Here is an 18,114-nt window from a genome sequence, read left to right on the forward strand (position 1 = left end):
ATGGAACCGGATCCGACGCTGAGGTCACTTCGGCTGGTTATTGCTGGCGGCCGGAGACATCTGCGCCACCGGCGGCTGCGGCACCGCATCCTGAGGTGCCGGCGGCTGCGGAGTCGGCGCACCGTGCGGCCCCACGGCAGCCGGAGCCGGCGCACCCGGTGCGACCGCCTGCGGCGCGACCTGCGGCAGCCCGACCGTCTGCAGCACCCGCTTGATCACATCGTCGGGGCTGATCTCGTCGGCGAGTGCGTCGTAGGACAGCACCAGACGGTGGCGCAGCACATCCGGAATCACCTCGACGACGTCCTGCGGCACCACATAGTCGCGGCCGCGAATCAGCGCGACGGCCCGGGCCGCGGCGATGATGCCGAGGCTGGCGCGCGGCGAGGCGCCGTAGGCGATCCAGCTCGCCACATCCTGCATGCCGAAGTCGGCGGGCTTGCGGGTCGCCGCGATCACCCGGACCACGTAGTCGACCAGCGCGTGGTGCACAAACGTACTGGCGGCGACCTGCTGCAACCGGATCAGTTCGTCGGGTGCCAGAATCGGCTTGGCCTCCGGCGGGGTGACACCCATCCGGTAGATGATCTCGCGCTCTTCCTCCACCGACGGGTAGTCGACGACGACCTTGAACAGGAAGCGGTCGCGCTGCGCCTCGGGCAGCGGGTACACGCCCTCGCTCTCGATCGGGTTCTGTGTGGCCATGACGAGGAACGGATCGGGCATCGGGTAGGTCTTGCCGCCGATCGACACATGCCGCTCGGCCATCACCTCGAGCAGCGCGGACTGCACTTTGGCAGGCGCGCGGTTGATCTCGTCGGCCAGCACGAAGTTCGCGACGACCGGGCCGAGTTCGGTATCGAATTCCTCGCGGCCCTGACGGTAGATCCGGGTACCGATGAGATCGGTAGGCACCAGGTCGGGGGTGAACTGGACGCGGGAGAAGGAACCGCCGACGACCCTGGCGAAGGTCTCCACCGCAAGGGTTTTGGCGATACCGGGCACACCCTCGAGCAGTACGTGACCGCGCGCGAGCACCCCGACGAGCAGTCGTTCGACGAGCCGGTCCTGACCCACGATAACGCGCTTGACCTCGTATATCGCCTTTTCCAGGGTCTGGACGTCACGCGCCAGGGTGCTCGATGCGGGAGCAGCGGCCTCTTTCGCCAAACTTGCCCCGCTCACACCGTCCGTCGAAGTCACCAACATCCCCGCTTTCGCCTTGGTCCTGTGCGTGCTGCCACAACTATTCCAGGTGATGGCCGCATACGCCGCAACCGGACCCGAGATCACGGCAAATCAACAGATTCGTGTGGTCGGGTTCGCGGCGTACGGCCCCAGCCTAGGGTTACGAGACGATCCGCACCGCGTACGGCATGATGCCGCCCTCGCGCACCGGAGATACCCGCACGACTTCGCCGGACTGTGGCGCCTCCACCATCTTCCCGTTTCCGAGGTAGAGCGCAACGTGTTCACTGCCGTTCGGCCCCCAGAACAGCATGTCGCCGCGGGTGCGCTCGCCGACGGGCACCCGGGTGCCCGCGTTGTACTGGTAGCCGCTGTAGTGCGGCAGTGAGACGCCGATTCCGGCGAAGGCGTAGATCATCAGACCCGAGCAGTCGAAGCCGACCTTGTTGTAGTCGCCGTAGCTGTCGGCGACGCCGCCGTCGTGGATGCCAAGGGTCGGCCCGTCCTCGTCGCCGCCGCCCCAGGAATAGTCGACGCCCAGCTGCGACATGGCGCGGTCGACAACGGTTTCGATGGCATCGGAGCCGCCGATGGACGGCATGCTCGGCGTGGTGACCCGCGGCCGCGTCTGACGCGGCGGCGGGGAATTCTGCAATTGGATATGCGGCCGCTTACCCGCGCCGGCTTGTGCCGCGCGATCCTTCGCGGCCTGGTCCTGCGCGGCCCGCGCGGCGGCGGCCGCGGCGGCCGCGCGCACGGCAGCCTCCTCGGCCTTGCGCTGCTCGTCCCAGGCCAGGTATGCCTCGCGTTGTCCTTGTAGCCCAGCCACATTCGTGCGCGCGAGATCCAAACGTCCCTGCGCCACCGTCCGCTCGCGTAGTAGCCCCTCGCGTTGTCCGGCCTGCTGATCCTGTTCGGCCTTCACCGCGGCGACGGCGTGCTCGGCGTCGGCCCTCTTCTGCTCGGCCGCTGCGGCGGCCGCGTCGGCGGCCGACTTGGCTTGGCGCGCAGTGGAATTCCTATTGCCCTGAGCGATCTGGGCGCGGCGCAACGAGTCGAGTACCGACTGCTGGTTCTTCGATACCAGGGTGAATACCTGGGCGCGGTCCAGAGCGACGTCCGAAGTGGCCGAGGACAGATAGGTAACCATCGAGGTCGCGGCGGGCCGGATGTAGGCCTGCACCGCGAACTGATCGAAGTTACGCCGGGCCTGCTCGACCTGGGTCCCGGCCTCGCTGAGTTCACGCTGGGTGTCCGTGACCGCGGCGGCGGCCACATCGGCGGCATCGCGCGCGTCCTGCAGATCGACGAGGGCCTTATTGACCTCCTCGCGCTTCTGGGCGACCGCGGCATCGAGCTCCTGCAGCTTCTGATCCGCGGCGGCGACCTGGTTGATCAGCGCGCCGATCTCGCTCACTCTGGCGTCGACTTGCGCCCCGGCATCGGCGATCTGACTGTCGCTCGGGTTCGGTGGGGCAGGCGGCACCGCGACAACGGGTCCGGCCGTGACGAGCACTGCCGCGGTGACCAGCAAGCCCACAGCGATCCACAGCGGACGCCGAGAACCGGCTTTGCCGATGTTGAGCATCGCACCTCCCAAGGACCCGACTACGGCGTGACCTCACGAGCCCCCTGCGAACCATCCAACTCAGTGGTTGACAGATAGCTCTCTCAACACTTCTTCCCCATTAGACATCATTCGAACCGTACGTCACATCTTTCACCAAAGAAACTCCAGCAACAGAACTACAGCCGCGTAATTTACCCGTTGCCCTGAGATTGCCGGGCAGGTTCGAGGATTGGGTCGAGCAAAACAAACCGACCGACAGGAAAAATTGCTGAACGGATACCCGCTATGAAGGGAAGTCTCGGTCGTCGTCGCGCCGCGAAGCTCCTACCGGCACAGACTCCTCGACAGGCCGACGGGATTTCACCCAATAGAGTCCGCCGGCCACAACCACTGCACCGACCAGCAACACACTGGTGATCGCGGTCCAGGAGAATGTCTCCGGCCGCTCCAGCTGATCGACAAAAAGCTGCGCCGCTTGCGCGGAATGCCCCTGCGTGCTCTTGGAAAAGTCCTCGGCGCGTTCCAGCTTCACCCGGCTGATCGAATCGCTGTAGGTGCCGACCCAGTCGTCGCTGAGCACCACCACGGTTCCGCGCTCGGTCTTGCCGACCTCGGTGGCCAGGTCACGTAGATTGGAGTCGTGGCCTGGATTGCCGGGAATCACCACGATGCTGAGCTCGATGCCATGGGCCCGAGCGTCGGCGACAACCGCCTCCAGCGCGTCCTGATCCTTATCCTTCGGAGTGGCGACGTGGTTGTCGACCACATCCTCTTTGATCTGGGTCAAGGTTTTGTCGTCGATACCAGGCGGCAGTTCGGCACGCATGGGCGTGAAAACCGAGGTGTGCGAGACGGTCATCTTCCATCCGGTCTGTCGAGCCGCATCGGGACGCGAGGCGACGGGCATACAACACTGCCGGGCCGACCGGTACATGCCCACCGGTCACCCCGACTAACTCGAAAGCACAGTACGCGACGGAGTGTCGCACCACCGCCGGACGGCGCACCGAACGGCACCCGCGCGTTTCACAGGACAAGCGTACTGTTAGGCTCGAAGGCGCGAGGAGCCAGCACCTTCCAGCGCTGGAGCCCTCCAAAGACGTAATCCAGCGACCCCTTTCAGGTCGCTCGAACAGACCGGCCATCGGCACAGCCCCGCCGATGGCCACCCTCACAGACGAGTGGAGCTGACGTGACGACAAGTATCGATACTTTCGGCGCCAAGGGCACCCTCGAGGTCGGAAGCAACTCCTACGAGATCTTCCGTCTCTCGGCCGTGCCGGGCACCGAAAAACTCCCCTACGCACTGAAGGTCCTCGCGGAGAATCTGCTCCGCACCGAGGACGGCGCCAACATCACCGCCGATCACATTCGCGCCATCGCGAACTGGGATCCCTCGGCGCAGCCGAGCATCGAGATCCAGTTCACCCCGGCGCGGGTGATCATGCAGGACTTCACCGGTGTGCCCTGCATCGTCGACCTCGCGACCATGCGTGAGGCCGTCGCCACCCTCGGCGGCGACCCGAACAAGGTCAACCCGCTCGCCCCCGCCGAGATGGTCATCGACCACTCCGTCATCATCGACGTCTTCGGCCGCGCCGACGCCTTCGAGCGCAACGTCGACATCGAATACTCCCGCAACGGCGAGCGCTACCAGTTCCTGCGTTGGGGCCAGGGCGCGTTCGACGACTTCAAGGTCGTCCCCCCGGGCACCGGCATCGTGCACCAGGTGAACATCGAGCACCTCGCCCGCACCGTCATGGTCCGCAACGGCCAGGCCTACCCGGACACCTGTGTCGGCACCGACTCGCACACCACCATGGTCAACGGCCTCGGCGTCCTGGGCTGGGGCGTCGGCGGTATCGAGGCCGAGGCGGCCATGCTCGGCCAGCCCGTCTCGATGCTGATTCCGCGCGTCGTCGGCTTCAAGCTGACCGGTGAGATCAAGCCCGGCGTCACCGCCACCGACGTCGTGCTCACTGTCACCGACATGCTGCGCAAGCACGGTGTGGTCGGCAAGTTCGTCGAGTTCTACGGTAAGGGTGTGGCCGAGGTTCCGCTCGCCAACCGCGCCACCCTGGGCAATATGAGCCCCGAATTCGGTTCCACCGCAGCGATCTTCCCGATCGATGGGGTCACCATCGATTACCTGCGCCTGACCGGCCGTACCGATGACCAGCTCGCGCTGGTCGAGGCCTACGCCAAGGAACAGGGCATGTGGCACGACGCCGAGCACGAGCCCGCGTACTCGGAGTACCTCGAGCTCGACCTCGGCGATGTGGTGCCCTCCATCGCGGGCCCGAAGCGTCCGCAGGACCGAATCCTGCTGTCGGACAGCAAGACCGCGTTCCGCAAGGACATCCACAACTACACCAGCGACGCGGAGAGCGGCCCCGCTGCCGTCACCCCGCATTCGCACCTGGACGAGGCCGTCGAGGAGTCCTTCCCGGCCAGCGATCCGGCTGTGCTGTCCTTCGCCGACGACGACGCGATCCTGCCCTCGGCCGCCAACGGGGCGGTCGGCCGCCCGAGCAAGCCGGTCAAGGTCTCCTCGCAGGAGTACGGCGACTTCGTGCTCGACCACGGCGCGGTGGTGGTCGCCTCGATCACCTCCTGCACCAACACCTCCAACCCGTCGGTCATGCTCGGCGCCGCGCTGCTCGCCCGCAACGCCGTCGAGAAGGGCCTGACCTCCAAGCCGTGGGTGAAGACCTCGATGGCGCCGGGTTCACAGGTCGTCAACGACTACTACAACAAAGCCGGACTGTGGCCCTACCTGGAGAAGCTGGGCTTCTTCCTGGTCGGCTACGGCTGCGCCACCTGCATCGGCAACACCGGCCCGCTGCCGGACGCCGTGTCCAAGGCGATCAACGACAACGACCTGTCGGTCACCGCGGTGCTCTCCGGTAACCGCAACTTCGAAGGCCGCATCTCCCCCGACGTGAAGATGAACTACCTGGCCTCGCCGCCGCTGGTCATCGCCTACGCGCTCGCGGGCACCATGGACTTCGACTTCGAGACCGACGCCCTCGGCACGGATGCCGACGGCAACGATGTCTTCCTGAAGGACATCTGGCCCTCCCCCAAGGAGATCCAGGACACCATCAACTCGGCGATCAGCCAGGACATGTTCGTCAAGTCCTACGCCGATGTGTTCAAGGGCGATGAGCGCTGGCGTTCGCTGCCCACCCCGGAGGGCAAGACCTTCGAGTGGGACGCGAAGTCCACCTATGTCCGCAAGCCTCCGTACTTCGAGGGCATGCCGCAGACCCCGGCGCCGGTCACCGATATCAAGGGTGCCCGCGTGCTCGCACTGCTCGGCGATTCGGTCACCACCGACCACATCTCCCCGGCGGGCAATATCAAGCCCGGTACCCCGGCCGCGCAGTACCTGGAGGCCAACGGCGTCGAGCACAAGGACTACAACTCCTACGGCTCGCGCCGCGGTAACCACGAGGTGATGATCCGCGGCACCTTCGCCAACATCCGGCTGCGCAACCAGCTGCTGGACGACGTCTCGGGCGGTTACACCCGCGACTTCACCCAGGACGGTGGGCCGCAGGCGTTCATCTACGACGCCTCGCAGAACTACCAGGCCGCGGGCATCCCGCTGGTCGTGCTCGGCGGTAAGGAGTACGGCTCGGGTTCCTCGCGTGACTGGGCCGCCAAGGGCACCTCGCTGCTCGGCGTGAAGGCCGTCATCACCGAGTCCTTCGAGCGCATCCACCGCTCGAACCTCATCGGTATGGGCGTCATTCCGCTGCAGTTCCCGGCCGGTGAGTCGGCCGCGTCGCTGAAGCTGGACGGCACCGAAACCTTTGATATCGAGGGCATCACCAAGCTGAACGAGGGTGCGACTCCGAAGACCCTGAAGGTCACCGCCACCAAGGAGAACGGTGATGTGATCACCTTCGACGCGGTGGTCCGGATCGACACCCCCGGTGAGGCCGACTACTACCGCAACGGCGGCATCCTGCAGTACGTGCTGCGCAATATGATTCGCGGCTGATCGACTGTGCTGTCGTGGGTCCGCGCACCGCATCCGTGCGGTGCGCGGACCCGTTCACATTGCATTGCCCGCTTCGCTCGGAGGAGCCCGCCAGATGCCCAAAGTCAGTGACGATCACCTCGCCGCCCGGCGTAGTCAGATACTCGACGGGGCGCGGGCCTGTTTCGCCGAATACGGGTACGACGGCGCCACCGTGCGCCGCCTGGAGGAGGCCATCGGCCTGTCCCGCGGCGCGATCTTCCATCACTTCCGGGACAAGGACGCCCTGTTCTTCGCACTCGCCCAAGAAGACGCCAACCGCATGGCCGACGTCGCGGCCAACCAGGGCCTCGTGCAGGTCATGCGCGATATGCTGGCCCACCCCGAGCAATTCAATTGGCTCGGAACGCGTTTGGAGATCGCGCGCCGGCTGCGCACCGATCCGGAGTTCCGCGCGGGCTGGACGCAGCGCTCGGCCGAACTGACCGCCGCGACCCTCGCGCGCTTGGAACGCCGCAAGGCCGCGGGCGCCTTGCGCGACGACGTGCCCACTGACGTCCTGCTCGGGTATCTGGATCTGGTGCTCGACGGGCTCATCGCCCGCATCGCCTCCGGGCACACCAACGAAAACCTTTCCGCGGTACTGGATCTGGTCGAAGCGTCGGTGCGCCGCAAGGGGTGAAGTCAGGCGCAGCATCCTCCGCGCAGACCATCCGGCATCGGCGCGGAATTCACCTGTTGCGCGGCCGTTTCAACATCTCGCAGGATGCGGTCGCGGTCTTCGGGCGCCAGGTACCGTCCCCGGCATACCACGGCATGGAACTGAAGGCAGCCGCCGCTCATGACAACGCCGCGTGACGGCGGATATCTCGCGAAATGCGCAATCGCGACAATAATCGTCGACATGGAACTGAACGGAGCACGCGTACTGATCACCGGTGCGACGGGTGGAATCGGGGTCGCGATCGCCGCCGCAGCCACCGCACGGGGCGCGAACGTGGTGGTTTCCGGACGCCGAGCCGAAGAACTCGACCAGGTCGCGACCCGATTCGGCGCGCGGGCGGTGGTCGCAGATCTCGCCGTGCCGGGCGCTGCCGAGAAGCTGCTCGAGGAGTCCGGTGACCTCGATGTCGTCATCGCCAACGCCGCACTGCCCGGTTCGGGCGATTTGCTCGACTATTCGCTGACCGAGATCGATCGGGCGCTGGAGGTCAATCTGCGCACCCCCATCGTGCTGGCCCGCCTCGCCGGTGCGCAGATGGCCGAACGCGGCAAGGGCCACCTGGTCTTCATCAACTCCCTGTCCGGCAAGGCCGCATCCGGTAAGGCGGCGATGTACAACGCGACCAAATTCGGACTGCGCGGCTTCGCCTTGGCCTTGCGCGACGACCTGCAAAGCCGCGGCGTCGGTGTCTCATCGATCTACCCCGGATTCGTCAGGGATGCGGGCATGTTCGTCAAATCCGGCGCGGCCCTACCACCGGGCGTCGGCACCCGAAGCCCAGAAGACGTGGCAAACGCCGTGTTCCGAGCGATCGAACGCAACATCGCCGAAACCGACGTAGCCCCCCTCCCGGTCCGCCTCGGCGCAACCTTCGCCCTGATCGCCCCCAACCTCTCAGCCCGCGTCCAGCACCTCTTCGGTGCCGACAAACTCATGACCGAACTGGCCGCCGGTCAACGCAACACGCGCTGAGCTCGGGCCGTCGATAAGACCGCCGATTGCGCGTTCGCCTCGATCCTCGTCGGCGGCGTCGGCCGCCACATCGAACAACGCACCACCCGCCCACTCGCGACCTGGCACCGGGAACGCCGCGACACCCGCTTCGGGCGCCGCGGCGTTCCTGCCCTACGTGCTACTCAGCGCTGGCCCGGCTTGTGGCCGTGGTTGGGCACCCGTACTGCCGGCGCGAGCGCTTCTTGCTGGCACGTTCGGACACTGCGGTGTTCTCTTCCGTTCTGTGGTTGGTCAGGCGGTGAGCTGATTGCTCCACGACGCCAAGCGCGTCCGTGCGCGCGAGTTGCGCACCAGCGCAGCCGCTTCCGCTCGTCCGCGTCCCCCGGTAATAGCCACCATTGAAGACCGGTGTATTCGACGCGCACCGAGATCCGAAAGTTGCGGTCATACATCCGATACAAGCCGGTCCTCGATATCCGAGGCAAGCTCCGCCAGCCGCTTCGACGAATTATTTGCGGTCCACAAAGCCGGTCACCGGGATAGGTCAGCGATGGGACAGGCGGCTGAATACGATGCTGGCGCCGGCGAAGCCGAGGGTCGCGAGGATGACGCACCAGAGGATGGCGAGGGGGGCGTGGTGCCCGGTGTCGGTGGAGTTGAGCAGGCCGCGGATCGTTTCGATGACGGGAGTGGCGGGTTGGTAGTCGGCGAAGCCGCGCAGCCAGTGCGGCATGGTGGTGGTTTGGACGAAGGCGCTGCTGATGTAAGGGATGAACATGATGGCGTAGGTGAGACCACCGGCGGCTTCCGGATTCTTCGCGACCAAGCCGAGCGCCACGGCGATCCAGGAGATGGCCGTGACGAAAAGGGTGATCACCGCTAGGGCCGCCACCCAGCCGAGCGGACCGGCCTGGGGACGGTAGCCGAGCGTGATCGCCACCGAAACCGCGATCGTGATGGCCGTGAGATTGCGCATCACCCCCTCGGCGACGTGCCCGGCCAGCACGGCCTGCCGGAACATCGGCAAGGTGCGGAACCGGTCGATACTACCCCTGGTCATATCGGTGGAGACCGCCGTGGCCGTGATGGATGAGCCGAAACCCGTGCACAGCAACATGATTCCGGGCACCACATAGTCGAGATACGGTCCGCCGACATCGATGGCTCCGCCGAAGACATAGGTGAACAGCAGCATGACCAGAATCGGCATGAGCAGCGAGATGATCAGAGTGTCCCGGCTGCGCAGCGTATGGCGGACGCAGCGACGGAACATGACGTAGGTATCGGCGAAGACGTCGGTCGTCACCGGGCGGCGGCCTCTACGATATCGGCGGTGCGCGCCGCGGCGTCGTCAGTGCTCAATGTTTTCGCGAATTCCGCTGCGCGGGTGCGCCGTTCGGGCGTCAACAATGACGCGACACCCTGTTCGAGCCGCGCCTCGGTGAGTCGCGTGAACGGCAGATGTGCACCGACGCCGAGCCGCTCGACCTGCCCACCCCACATCGGCTGCTCGAACGACACCGAGCATACGAGCGTCGGCAATCCGGCACGCAGACTCTCGAACAACGTCCCGATACCACCGTGATGCACCGCGGCGGCACAGTGCGGAAAGACCAGATCGTGCGCGAACGGGCCGACGACCTTGACGTTCGGGCCCGCCTGCGCAGCAGCGATGTCCAGATCACTCCATCCTGCGCTTACCAGCGCACGCACCCCCAGCCGAGTCGACACCTCGCACACCATCGCCAGCACCGTCGCGGTATCCCGGATCGGCATACTGCCGAAACCGAAGAATACCGGCGGCTCACCCGTCTCGATCCAGGACAGGATGCCCGCATGGTCGCCGGCGAGATCGCCGACGGCCTCGCGGGCGGCGTGATCGAGGGTCAGAAATCCGGTGAACGGCCTGCGCTCATCCCATTCCTCCGGCAGTCCGGGAACCAGCGCCGGATCGTAGATCTGCACCTCGGGGACGTGCGCGCGGGCCAGGACGGCGGCCGTACTCGCCCGCGATTTCGGCAGCCCGAGCGTCACCCGCAGATCATTGAGGTAGCGCATGAACACCACGCGGCGCAGATTCTCCGCGATCATCCAGGTCGACCGATTTACCATCGCGGGCGGATTCCAATGCGGCGGTAGCGCACCTGGAAACGGATAGGCGCGATTGCTCCTGCAGGGGAAGTAATGCAGGCTGACCAGCGGAACCCCCATCGCTTCAGCGACCGAACCGGCCCGATCCTCGGTAACCGTGCTGGCCACGATCAGATCGGCCTTCGCGCAAACATCGATGACCTCGCGATTCATCTGCTGGGCGTACTCGGCCATCTGACGAGCCACCAATTGCATCAGCCGCAGCGTATTTCCCGCCGCGAGTGCCCGCTGTCCGGCGGTCGAGCTGTAGAGCTGCTGCACATCGGGCCCGCAGGCGACGGCGGCGAGACCGGTGGCCGTGGCGAATTCGACGAGGTTCGGCGGCGCCCCGAGCAGCACATCGTGGCCGCGACGGCGCAACTCCAGTCCCAACGCCACTACCGGCTGGACGTCTCCACGAGTTCCGGTCAGCGGAATCGCTATTTTCACGGCGGCTCTTTCGGGTATCGGGCACCTTGCCCAACTCGAGCGGGTAGTCCACAGAACTAGGGGCTCTCGACGACGGGCATGTATCAGTACAGTGCCATTGTGCACATCGCGATGTTCATGGACTACCACCCGACCACGCTCGGAGGGATCCAGACCGCGGTCGACTCGTTGTGCCGCGGACTCGAACGCGCAGGTCACCGCGTCACTCTCTTCGTCGCGCCGCAGTCGGGTGCGGACGCGGGCCCACATGTGGTCGAGCTGCGTGCCGTCGGCGGTCTCGAGGTGAACGGTTTCCCGGTTGTGCTGCCGACCGAGCACAATGCCGAACTGATCGACGCGGCCTTCGCCGCGCGCGGCCCGATCGACCTTGTGCACACCCACACCACCTACGGCGTCGCCATCGCTGGTATGAAAGCGGCACGGCGACACCGGATTCCGCTGATCCACACCGCCCAGAGCCGCGACGACGCCTTCATCGAGAACACCTCGCCCGCACCGTATCCGGCGGCCCTGGCGCTGCGCGCACTGCACGGCCGGTTCGTACCGCACCGCCAGCACATGCCGCACCGCGCCGAAAGCCGTGCGGCACGCCATGCCTGGTGGACGATCGTCGGGCAGGCGCAGGCGGCGGATCGGGTGATCGCGCCGACGCGGCATTTCGCTGACCTGCTGCTCGCGCACGGCCTGACCCGCCCGATTCGCGTGGTATCCAATGGCGTCGACGATGACCTGATCGAAAGCAGCGGCAGTACGCAGGGTGCCGATCGCGCCGCCGACGCACCGCTGCGCCTCATCTGGTGCGGGCGGTTGTCCGCCGAGAAGCGGCTGCTCGAATCGATCGACGCCGTGCGGCTCGTCGACGATTGCACCCTCGATATCTACGGTGAGGGTGACCTGCGCGGCCCGGCGGAAGCCGCCATCGCCGAATACCGCCTCCAGGACCGAATCCGCTTGCACGGCAGGGCTACTCGAGCCGAATGCCTCGCGGCCATGTCGGGCGGTGACGCACTGCTCTTTCCTTCGCACGGTTTCGACACCCAGGGCATGGTCCTGTTGGAAGCGGTAGCGGTGGGCCTGCCGATCATCTACTGCGATCCCGATCTGGGCGAATCGGTGCCAGCAGGTGGTGGCGTGCGCACTGCCGACCCGTCGACCGTCGCGATGGCGGATACCATTGCCAAACTCAACGCCGATCGCACCGCATTCGAGCAGATGCGCGAGGTCCTCGGCGCGTACCGCGATGGCGTGCGGCAATCACAGCAGACCGGGACGGTGCTCGAAATCTATCGCCGAGCCCGCGAAGAATCCGCGCGGAGTCCAGAATTGGTCATGCCACAATCTCTTTCGGAGGTCCCCACAGCTCCGGGCGCGCTGCCGCTGGTAGGACATAGTCTGCGGGCCCTGCGCGACGCCCCCGGATTCGTCACATCACTGGCCGACCTCGGACCGATCGTGCGTATCCACTTCGGCCAGAAGACCGGATATCTGCTCACCACACCGGATCTCGTCCGTGAGGTCGGACTCGGCGATGCCGAACTCAATCGCGATGACCTGCGTGAGGCGATCAAGGACGTCGCGGGCGGATCGGTGAACGTCCTGCGCGGCGATGAACACAAACTGCGGCGCAGGATGATCGCGCCCGCGCTGCGCCAGAGCCGTCTCGCCGAATACACCAGCTCGGCCGCCGATATCGCCGAAACCTGGTCGGCGGGACTGTCTTCGGGCGGTCGGGTGAATCTGATGGACGAGGCACACGGCCTGATCCTCGACACCGTCTCCTCGACCCTGTTCACGGCCGACTTCAGCGACGACGCACGCCGTGAGATCCGGGACAACGTGCCATGGCTGCTCAGTCAGGTCATCCTGCGGACCGCATTGCCGCCGCAGGTGCGCCGCCTGCGGCTCATCGCGAACTGGCGCTGGCGCACGAAGGCACATCACCTGCGTTCCGCCATCGGAGACGTCATCGCCGAATACCGCCGCCGCGATGAGGATTTCAATGATGTGGTGTCCGCGCTCATCCGGCATACCGACAGCGAGACCGGTGCGACACTGTCCGACGAGCACATCATCGACGAGGCGATTCTCATGCTGGCCGGTGGCGTCGGCTCGATGGCGTCGCTGACCGGGTGGCTCTGGCACGAGGTGATACGCCGCCCGCATATCGCCGAGCAGTTGTACGCCGAACTCGATGCCGTTGTCGGATCGGACCCGGTCCGGCCCGAACATCTCGGCACACTCCCCTACCTGAAACAGGTCGTGGCGGAGACACTTCGCTTCTGGGGCCCGTGGATCAGCGCGGGTACCGCCGACGGCGATGTCACTGTCGGCGGACTCACCGTGCCGGACGGTACGGCGATCATGTTCAGCCCCTATCTGGTTCAGCACAACAAGCGGTACTTCACCGATCCGGAGTCCTTCGACCCGGACCGCTGGTCACCCGAGCGCGCCGCCGATATCGATAAGAAGGCCAATCTGTCGTTCGGCGTCGGCCGTCGCCGCTGCCTGGGCGACCATTTCGCCATGATCGAAATCGGCCTCGCCGCGGCGGCTCTGCTCGCCCGCTGGCGGCCGATCCCCGATCCGAAGTATGTCGTGCGCGCATCGAATCGGGACTTCGTCCTGTCTCCGTCGGCACTGCCGGTCACCCTGCGCCCGCGCTGACCACTTGCTTGGAGTGCACTCCAGGTGACTACCGTGATCGTATGAGCAAAGTTTGGTTCATCACCGGAGTCTCACGTGGATTCGGCCGTGAATGGGCGCTGGCCGCACTCGAGCGAGGCGACCAGGTGGCCGGTACGGCCCGCGACCTGAGCACAGTGGACGATCTCGTCGCCAAATATCCGGATGCCTTCCTGCCGCTGCGCTTGGACGTCACCGATCGGGCCGACGACTTCGCCGCCGTCCAGCAGGCCGCGGAGCGGTTCGGTCGGCTCGATATCGTGATCAACAATGCGGGCTACGGACAGTTCGGCATGATCGAGGAACTCAGCGAGGACGAACTGCGCGCGCAGTTGGAGACCAATGTCTTCGGCGCGCTGTGGGTCACGCAGGCGGCGCTGCCGATCCTGCGCGCCCAGGGCAGCGGCCACATCATCCAGGTATCCAGCATCGGCGGCATCTCGGCCTTCCAGAACCTCGGGGCGTACCACGCGTCGAAGTGGGCGCTGGAGGGATTCTCCCAGTCCCTCGCACAGGAAGTCGCACCGTTCGGTATCCACGTCACCCTGATCGAGCCGGGCGGTTTCGGTACCGACTGGGCTGGCCCGTCCGCGCGCCACGCGACGCCGATTCCGGCCTACGATGCGGCCAGGGCAGCCAGGGCGACGCAGCGTTCCGCGGTGCGCAGTGGCGATCCGGCCGCCACTCGAACCGCCATCCTGACCATGGTCGACGCACCGGAGCCGCCGCTGCGCATCTTCCTCGGCGAAGTCCCGCTGGCGATCGCGACCGCGGATTACGAATCCCGCCTGGAACTCTGGCGCGAGTGGCAGCCGGTCTCCGCCGCGGCACAGGGGGATTGAGCGATATCGGAACGCGACACCGCCGGGAAGAGTGGGGTTGAGGGTGGATCCCTCCCCGGCGGCGCCGACTATCCGAGACCGCGCCCTCGCTGGCCGACGGCGCGGGTACAGGCCGAAGGGATTGGCCTGCCGCCGCCACGCCATCTGGAAGTCACAGACGCCTCCGTGACCCTCGATCGAAACCCAATGACGCGTCAGCGAATTCAGACTCTACGACGCGACCACCCGCCGCATAGCAGCCTTTCCGCGAAATAGGGACTGTGATGCACGCAACTCCGCGCATCAGTGCTGGTGATCACCGAATTCCGCCGCGCACTCGGGTATTCACCGACTTCCGGTACGAAACCACCCCGACATACGGTGTTCAGTAGGTGGCATTCAGATAGTCGGCGGCATGGGTCGTCCACAGCACATTCGTGCCGGGCATGTTGTGCCCGGAATAGCGGACGTGCTGACCGTCCGGCCACGGCGTCAGATAGCCGATCACGCCATCGACCGCGGCGGCATACCGGTTGAGATTGGCGATCGGGTCGGACATCAGGAAGCGGAGCAGTTCGGCGAAGATCAGCGGAGCCACATTGCCGATGCGAGCGCCCTCCACAAAGGAAAACGGCGAAATGCCGACGTCGATCACCCGCAGTGGGGAGTCACCGGGTGACGCGGTGATGATATCTCCAGGATTCGCGTACTCCTTGACGTCGAGCGCGGGCCACGCTGCGTGTTCGCCATGCAGTCCGTAAGTGGCTGCCGGGCACAGATTGCCGACCGACTGGCCGCGCTTGCGCAGCGGGTTGGCGAAGTTGACGGCGAACGCGATCTCGAGCGGCGAGCCATCGCTGTTCTTGTATTTCCCGGACCGCACCCCTTCCAGAATCTTGCTGGCGCAGATGCCGCCGAGCGAATAGCTCAGCAGTCCACACACATTCGGCGAATCCTGAATCGCCTTGACACCGGCGGCGACACCGAGGCGGATGGAGGTGTCCAGCGATGGGCCCCACAGATCCGGGCTCGGTCCGACCGAGGCGGGCCAGTCCGGTTCGAACGTGGTGAAGCGGGCGGTATCGAGCAGTTTGGTGACATCGCGGAGCATGCCGGTCGGCGTCCCGTTGGCATTGCGCGGCTCGCCCGTGCCGCGCAGGGTGATGATGTCGATCATCGCGAACCTCCTTCTGCACCGCACGTCGGTGCGATGACTCCAGGTTGAACCGACAATTCGGCTGGTACCCGAGTAGCGAACTACCTCATTTCGCGCCGGGTTCGAGACTGCCGAGCAGTACCCGCGCGATGCGGTCCAAGTCTTGGCGATCCTGTGCCGAAAGCACCGACAACATGCGGGTTTCATTCTCGGTATGCGCGGTGACGACCTCGTCGATCAGCGTGCGTCCGGCATCGGTCAGGGCGACCCGGACGGCGCGCCGATCGGCCGCGTCGGCAATGCGCCGGACCACACCCGCCGACTCCAGGCGATCGAGCCGTCCGGTCATTCCAGCACGCGACATCATCAGCGTGTCGGCGAGCACCGACGGATTCAACTCGAACGGCGTGCCCGAACGACGCAGCGCGGCAAGCACATCGAACTCCCCGCGCTGCAGCCCGTGCGCGGTGAAGACCTCCTCGATCTCCCGCTGCGCGACCACGAGCAGCCTGCCGAGCCGTCCGATCACGGCCATCGCCTCCAGTTCGAGATCCGGCCGCTCCCGACTCCACTGCCCCACGATCGCGTCCACCGGATCTTGTTCTGTCTCACCCATGGACAAGATTCTATTCGATGGGATATAGTTCGGTATCGAATTATCAACGACCGAATCATCTGGAGAACACCATGAGCGCCACCACCGACCGCAAGTTCGCCATCCGCCAGCCGCAGGACGCCGAGACCCTGGTGACCCCGTCGGTCACCATGCGCCTGCTCATCGACTCGAACGAGGCGGGCGGCGCGGTCAGTCACCTGGAGGTCGATATGGACCGCGGGGCCGACGGCGCGGCGCCGCACTACCACACCAAGTCCGACGAACTGTTCTACGTCGCCGACGGCGAACTGCAGGTCCTGGCCGGGGACGAGATCGTCACCGTCGCCGCGGGCGGATCGATCGTCGTGCCCAAGCTCATGCCGCACGCCTTCGGCGCGACCCCGGACAGCTCGGCCCGCATCCTCATCGCCCTCACGCCCGCCGTAGAACGCTTCGGCTACTTCCGCGTGCTCGACCGTCTCGTCAAGGGCGAGGCCACCTTCGAGGATCTGGCGGCATCCCAGGAGGAGTTCGACAATTGGTTCGTGGATTCTCCGGAGTGGTGGGCCGAGCGCAATGCGAATCGGCGCGCGTGATCAGAAAGACCCGACGGCGGATTATGTACCGCGGTCACCGAATGTGACGAACACATCAGGGGTGATCGGGAACAGCCCTCGCGCGCGCGAGGGTTCGACCGACTGTGAGCTTCAGCGTTTCCCTCGTCGTCCGCGGTTATGAGCTCGATACCCTGGGCCACCTCGATCAGGCCGTGTATCTGCAGCACGCCGAGCACGCCCGCTCGGAACTGCTGCGGGCGGCCGGAATCGGCCAGGACAAGTTGATCGCCAGCGGTTTCGGACCGGTCGTGCTGGAAAGCACGATCAAATACCTGCACGAACTGCGCGGCGGCGATGAGGTCACGATCAACTGCGAATTCGAGTGGGACAGCGGCAAGATCTTCCGAATCCACCAGGAGACCCGCAAACTCGACGGTACTGTCGCAGCGAAGGTCACAATCGTCGGGGGCGTTCTCGATCTCACCGCACGCAAGCTCGTCGCCGATCCCGGCGAACGCCTGCGCACCCTCGCCGAACGACCGGACCTGCTCGGACTTTGAACCACAACCGTCGTATCCGCAATGGCGGATGCACAGCCGCCAACCCCGGGCAATACAGACCGGACGGCACCGTTCAAATGTAGCTCAATGATTGCGGGAACCTATCTGCCCTCGCACCGAAAATCTTTCGGCGCTAGCGCATCCCGAGCACAAATCCAGTTTGCCAGCGGTGGTGAAATCTCGCGATCCGAACCGTGCGGGACCCCTTGCGCGTTATGATCCAGTTCCCGCTCGGGGGTCCTGGCAAATCGTTAGCAGATCGGAGCGTTAACAATGACCGACGCAATCCACCTCCCCGGTATCGCGCCGACGGGTGACCGCGTCCCCGCGTTGCAGGGTCTGTTGGTGGCCGAGTCGGAACGCGATTTCACGGTCAGAGTGAACGAAGGTACGTGGACCTTTCGCCGAGATGACGTACTTCGAGTAGTGGACTGGAACGATGGTGCGGCCACCGAGCGCGACGGCCGCCCGGTGCTGATGGATATCCGTCCCGGCGCCACCGCCGACTTCACCCGGCGCCTGCGCATCGACCTCGTCGACCGGCCGATGACATTGGCCACCGAACCCTCCGCCGCGCTGGGAGATGAAGCGCTGCAACAACTCACCGCATCGTGGGCCGACAGCCTCCAGCTCGTCGACTACCCCGGCACCAGCGGAGCGACCTTCACCTACTGCCAAACCAAATCGCTCGCGACCAGCGACGACGGCATAAACTGCGACAGTCTCGACTGAGCGGGAC

Annotated in this window: 16 protein-coding genes; 9 read left to right on the forward strand and 7 right to left on the reverse strand. The window is 65.7% G+C overall.

The features are described 5' to 3' along the window. Window positions 1–24: 24 nt before the first annotated feature. The 3 genes from ACQP1G_RS27610 to ACQP1G_RS27620 form a co-directional block, all read right to left on the reverse strand. Window positions 25–1,209 carry an AAA family ATPase gene (locus tag ACQP1G_RS27610; protein ID WP_433192471.1) on the reverse strand — a complete coding sequence of 395 codons (1,185 nt, stop codon included), beginning with the start codon at window positions 1,207–1,209 and terminating at the stop codon, window positions 25–27. Between the two features lie 139 nt (window positions 1,210–1,348). Further along, window positions 1,349–2,776, reverse strand: coding sequence for an NlpC/P60 family protein (locus ACQP1G_RS27615; protein WP_433192472.1), 1,428 nt, complete (start codon window positions 2,774–2,776; stop codon window positions 1,349–1,351). Window positions 2,777–3,041: 265 nt separating this feature from the next. After that, window positions 3,042–3,617, reverse strand: coding sequence for an Rv1476 family membrane protein (locus ACQP1G_RS27620; protein WP_433192473.1), 576 nt, complete (start codon window positions 3,615–3,617; stop codon window positions 3,042–3,044). 333 nt (window positions 3,618–3,950) lie between these two features. On the opposite strand from ACQP1G_RS27620, the gene ACQP1G_RS27625 reads away from it, so the two are divergent. From ACQP1G_RS27625 to ACQP1G_RS27640, 4 genes are all read left to right on the forward strand, one after another. Continuing rightward, complete coding sequence (locus ACQP1G_RS27625; RefSeq protein WP_433192474.1) at window positions 3,951–6,767, forward strand: aconitate hydratase; 2,817 nt, start codon at window positions 3,951–3,953, stop codon at window positions 6,765–6,767. 94 nt (window positions 6,768–6,861) lie between these two features. After that, on the forward strand, window positions 6,862–7,428 hold the full coding sequence (locus ACQP1G_RS27630) for a TetR/AcrR family transcriptional regulator (RefSeq protein ID WP_433192475.1): 567 nt from the start codon (window positions 6,862–6,864) through the stop codon (window positions 7,426–7,428). Further along, the gene (locus tag ACQP1G_RS27635; RefSeq protein WP_433192476.1) at window positions 7,425–7,604 is read left to right on the forward strand and encodes a hypothetical protein; all 180 of its coding nucleotides are present in this window, start codon (window positions 7,425–7,427) and stop codon (window positions 7,602–7,604) included. Before ACQP1G_RS27630 ends, ACQP1G_RS27635 begins: the two co-directional genes overlap by 4 nt. A 46-nt stretch (window positions 7,605–7,650) precedes the next feature. Further along, on the forward strand, window positions 7,651–8,442 hold the full coding sequence (locus ACQP1G_RS27640; protein ID WP_433192477.1) for an SDR family NAD(P)-dependent oxidoreductase: 792 nt from the start codon (window positions 7,651–7,653) through the stop codon (window positions 8,440–8,442). A 526-nt stretch (window positions 8,443–8,968) separates the two neighbouring features. Here the strand turns inward: ACQP1G_RS27640 and ACQP1G_RS27645 are convergent. Further along, the gene (locus ACQP1G_RS27645; RefSeq protein WP_433192478.1) at window positions 8,969–9,730 is read right to left on the reverse strand and encodes an ABC transporter permease; all 762 of its coding nucleotides are present in this window, start codon (window positions 9,728–9,730) and stop codon (window positions 8,969–8,971) included. Then, window positions 9,727–11,004 carry a glycosyltransferase gene (locus ACQP1G_RS27650; RefSeq protein ID WP_433192479.1) on the reverse strand — a complete coding sequence of 426 codons (1,278 nt, stop codon included), beginning with the start codon at window positions 11,002–11,004 and terminating at the stop codon, window positions 9,727–9,729. Before ACQP1G_RS27650 ends, ACQP1G_RS27645 begins: the two co-directional genes overlap by 4 nt. A 99-nt stretch (window positions 11,005–11,103) precedes the next feature. On the opposite strand from ACQP1G_RS27650, the gene ACQP1G_RS27655 reads away from it, so the two are divergent. Continuing rightward, on the forward strand, window positions 11,104–13,668 hold the full coding sequence (locus ACQP1G_RS27655) for a cytochrome P450 (RefSeq protein WP_433192480.1): 2,565 nt from the start codon (window positions 11,104–11,106) through the stop codon (window positions 13,666–13,668). 41 nt (window positions 13,669–13,709) lie between these two features. Then, entirely contained in the window at window positions 13,710–14,528 is an 819-nt protein-coding gene (locus ACQP1G_RS27660; protein ID WP_433192481.1) for an SDR family oxidoreductase, read from the forward strand. 364 nt (window positions 14,529–14,892) lie between these two features. Here ACQP1G_RS27660 and ACQP1G_RS27665 read toward each other — a convergent pair whose 3' ends face one another. Beyond that, window positions 14,893–15,684: a hypothetical protein gene (locus tag ACQP1G_RS27665; RefSeq protein ID WP_433192482.1), complete on the reverse strand. Its 792-nt coding sequence runs from the start codon at window positions 15,682–15,684 to the stop codon at window positions 14,893–14,895. An 85-nt stretch (window positions 15,685–15,769) separates the two neighbouring features. After that, window positions 15,770–16,279: a MarR family winged helix-turn-helix transcriptional regulator gene (locus ACQP1G_RS27670; RefSeq protein WP_433192483.1), complete on the reverse strand. Its 510-nt coding sequence runs from the start codon at window positions 16,277–16,279 to the stop codon at window positions 15,770–15,772. 149 nt (window positions 16,280–16,428) lie between these two features. On the opposite strand from ACQP1G_RS27670, the gene ACQP1G_RS27675 reads away from it, so the two are divergent. The 3 genes from ACQP1G_RS27675 (at window position 16,429) to ACQP1G_RS27685 (ending at window position 18,107) form a co-directional block, all read left to right on the forward strand. Further along, on the forward strand, window positions 16,429–16,854 hold the full coding sequence (locus tag ACQP1G_RS27675) for a cupin domain-containing protein (RefSeq protein WP_433208860.1): 426 nt from the start codon (window positions 16,429–16,431) through the stop codon (window positions 16,852–16,854). Window positions 16,855–16,958: 104 nt separating this feature from the next. Further along, entirely contained in the window at window positions 16,959–17,375 is a 417-nt protein-coding gene (locus tag ACQP1G_RS27680) for an acyl-CoA thioesterase (RefSeq protein WP_433192484.1), read from the forward strand. Window positions 17,376–17,648: 273 nt separating this feature from the next. Then, window positions 17,649–18,107: a hypothetical protein gene (locus ACQP1G_RS27685; RefSeq protein ID WP_433192485.1), complete on the forward strand. Its 459-nt coding sequence runs from the start codon at window positions 17,649–17,651 to the stop codon at window positions 18,105–18,107. Window positions 18,108–18,114: the final 7 nt, after the last annotated feature.

This window comes from Nocardia sp. CA-107356 (assembly GCF_050946365.1).
Classification (GTDB): Bacteria; Actinomycetota; Actinomycetes; order Mycobacteriales; family Mycobacteriaceae; genus Nocardia.

Coding starts and splice junctions, on each gene's coding strand:
- ACQP1G_RS27615 (WP_433192472.1), bottom strand. CDS start 2,776: ATGCTCAACATCGGCAAAGCCGGTTCTCGGCGTCCGCTGTGGATCGCT.
- ACQP1G_RS27640 (WP_433192477.1), top strand. CDS start 7,651: ATGGAACTGAACGGAGCACGCGTACTGATCACCGGTGCGACGGGTGGA.
- ACQP1G_RS27685 (WP_433192485.1), top strand. CDS start 17,649: ATGACCGACGCAATCCACCTCCCCGGTATCGCGCCGACGGGTGACCGC.
- ACQP1G_RS27630 (WP_433192475.1), top strand. CDS start 6,862: ATGCCCAAAGTCAGTGACGATCACCTCGCCGCCCGGCGTAGTCAGATA.
- ACQP1G_RS27660 (WP_433192481.1), top strand. CDS start 13,710: ATGAGCAAAGTTTGGTTCATCACCGGAGTCTCACGTGGATTCGGCCGT.
- ACQP1G_RS27675 (WP_433208860.1), top strand. CDS start 16,429: ATGCGCCTGCTCATCGACTCGAACGAGGCGGGCGGCGCGGTCAGTCAC.
- ACQP1G_RS27670 (WP_433192483.1), bottom strand. CDS start 16,279: ATGGGTGAGACAGAACAAGATCCGGTGGACGCGATCGTGGGGCAGTGG.
- ACQP1G_RS27620 (WP_433192473.1), bottom strand. CDS start 3,617: ATGACCGTCTCGCACACCTCGGTTTTCACGCCCATGCGTGCCGAACTG.
- ACQP1G_RS27610 (WP_433192471.1), bottom strand. CDS start 1,209: ATGTTGGTGACTTCGACGGACGGTGTGAGCGGGGCAAGTTTGGCGAAA.
- ACQP1G_RS27665 (WP_433192482.1), bottom strand. CDS start 15,684: ATGATCGACATCATCACCCTGCGCGGCACGGGCGAGCCGCGCAATGCC.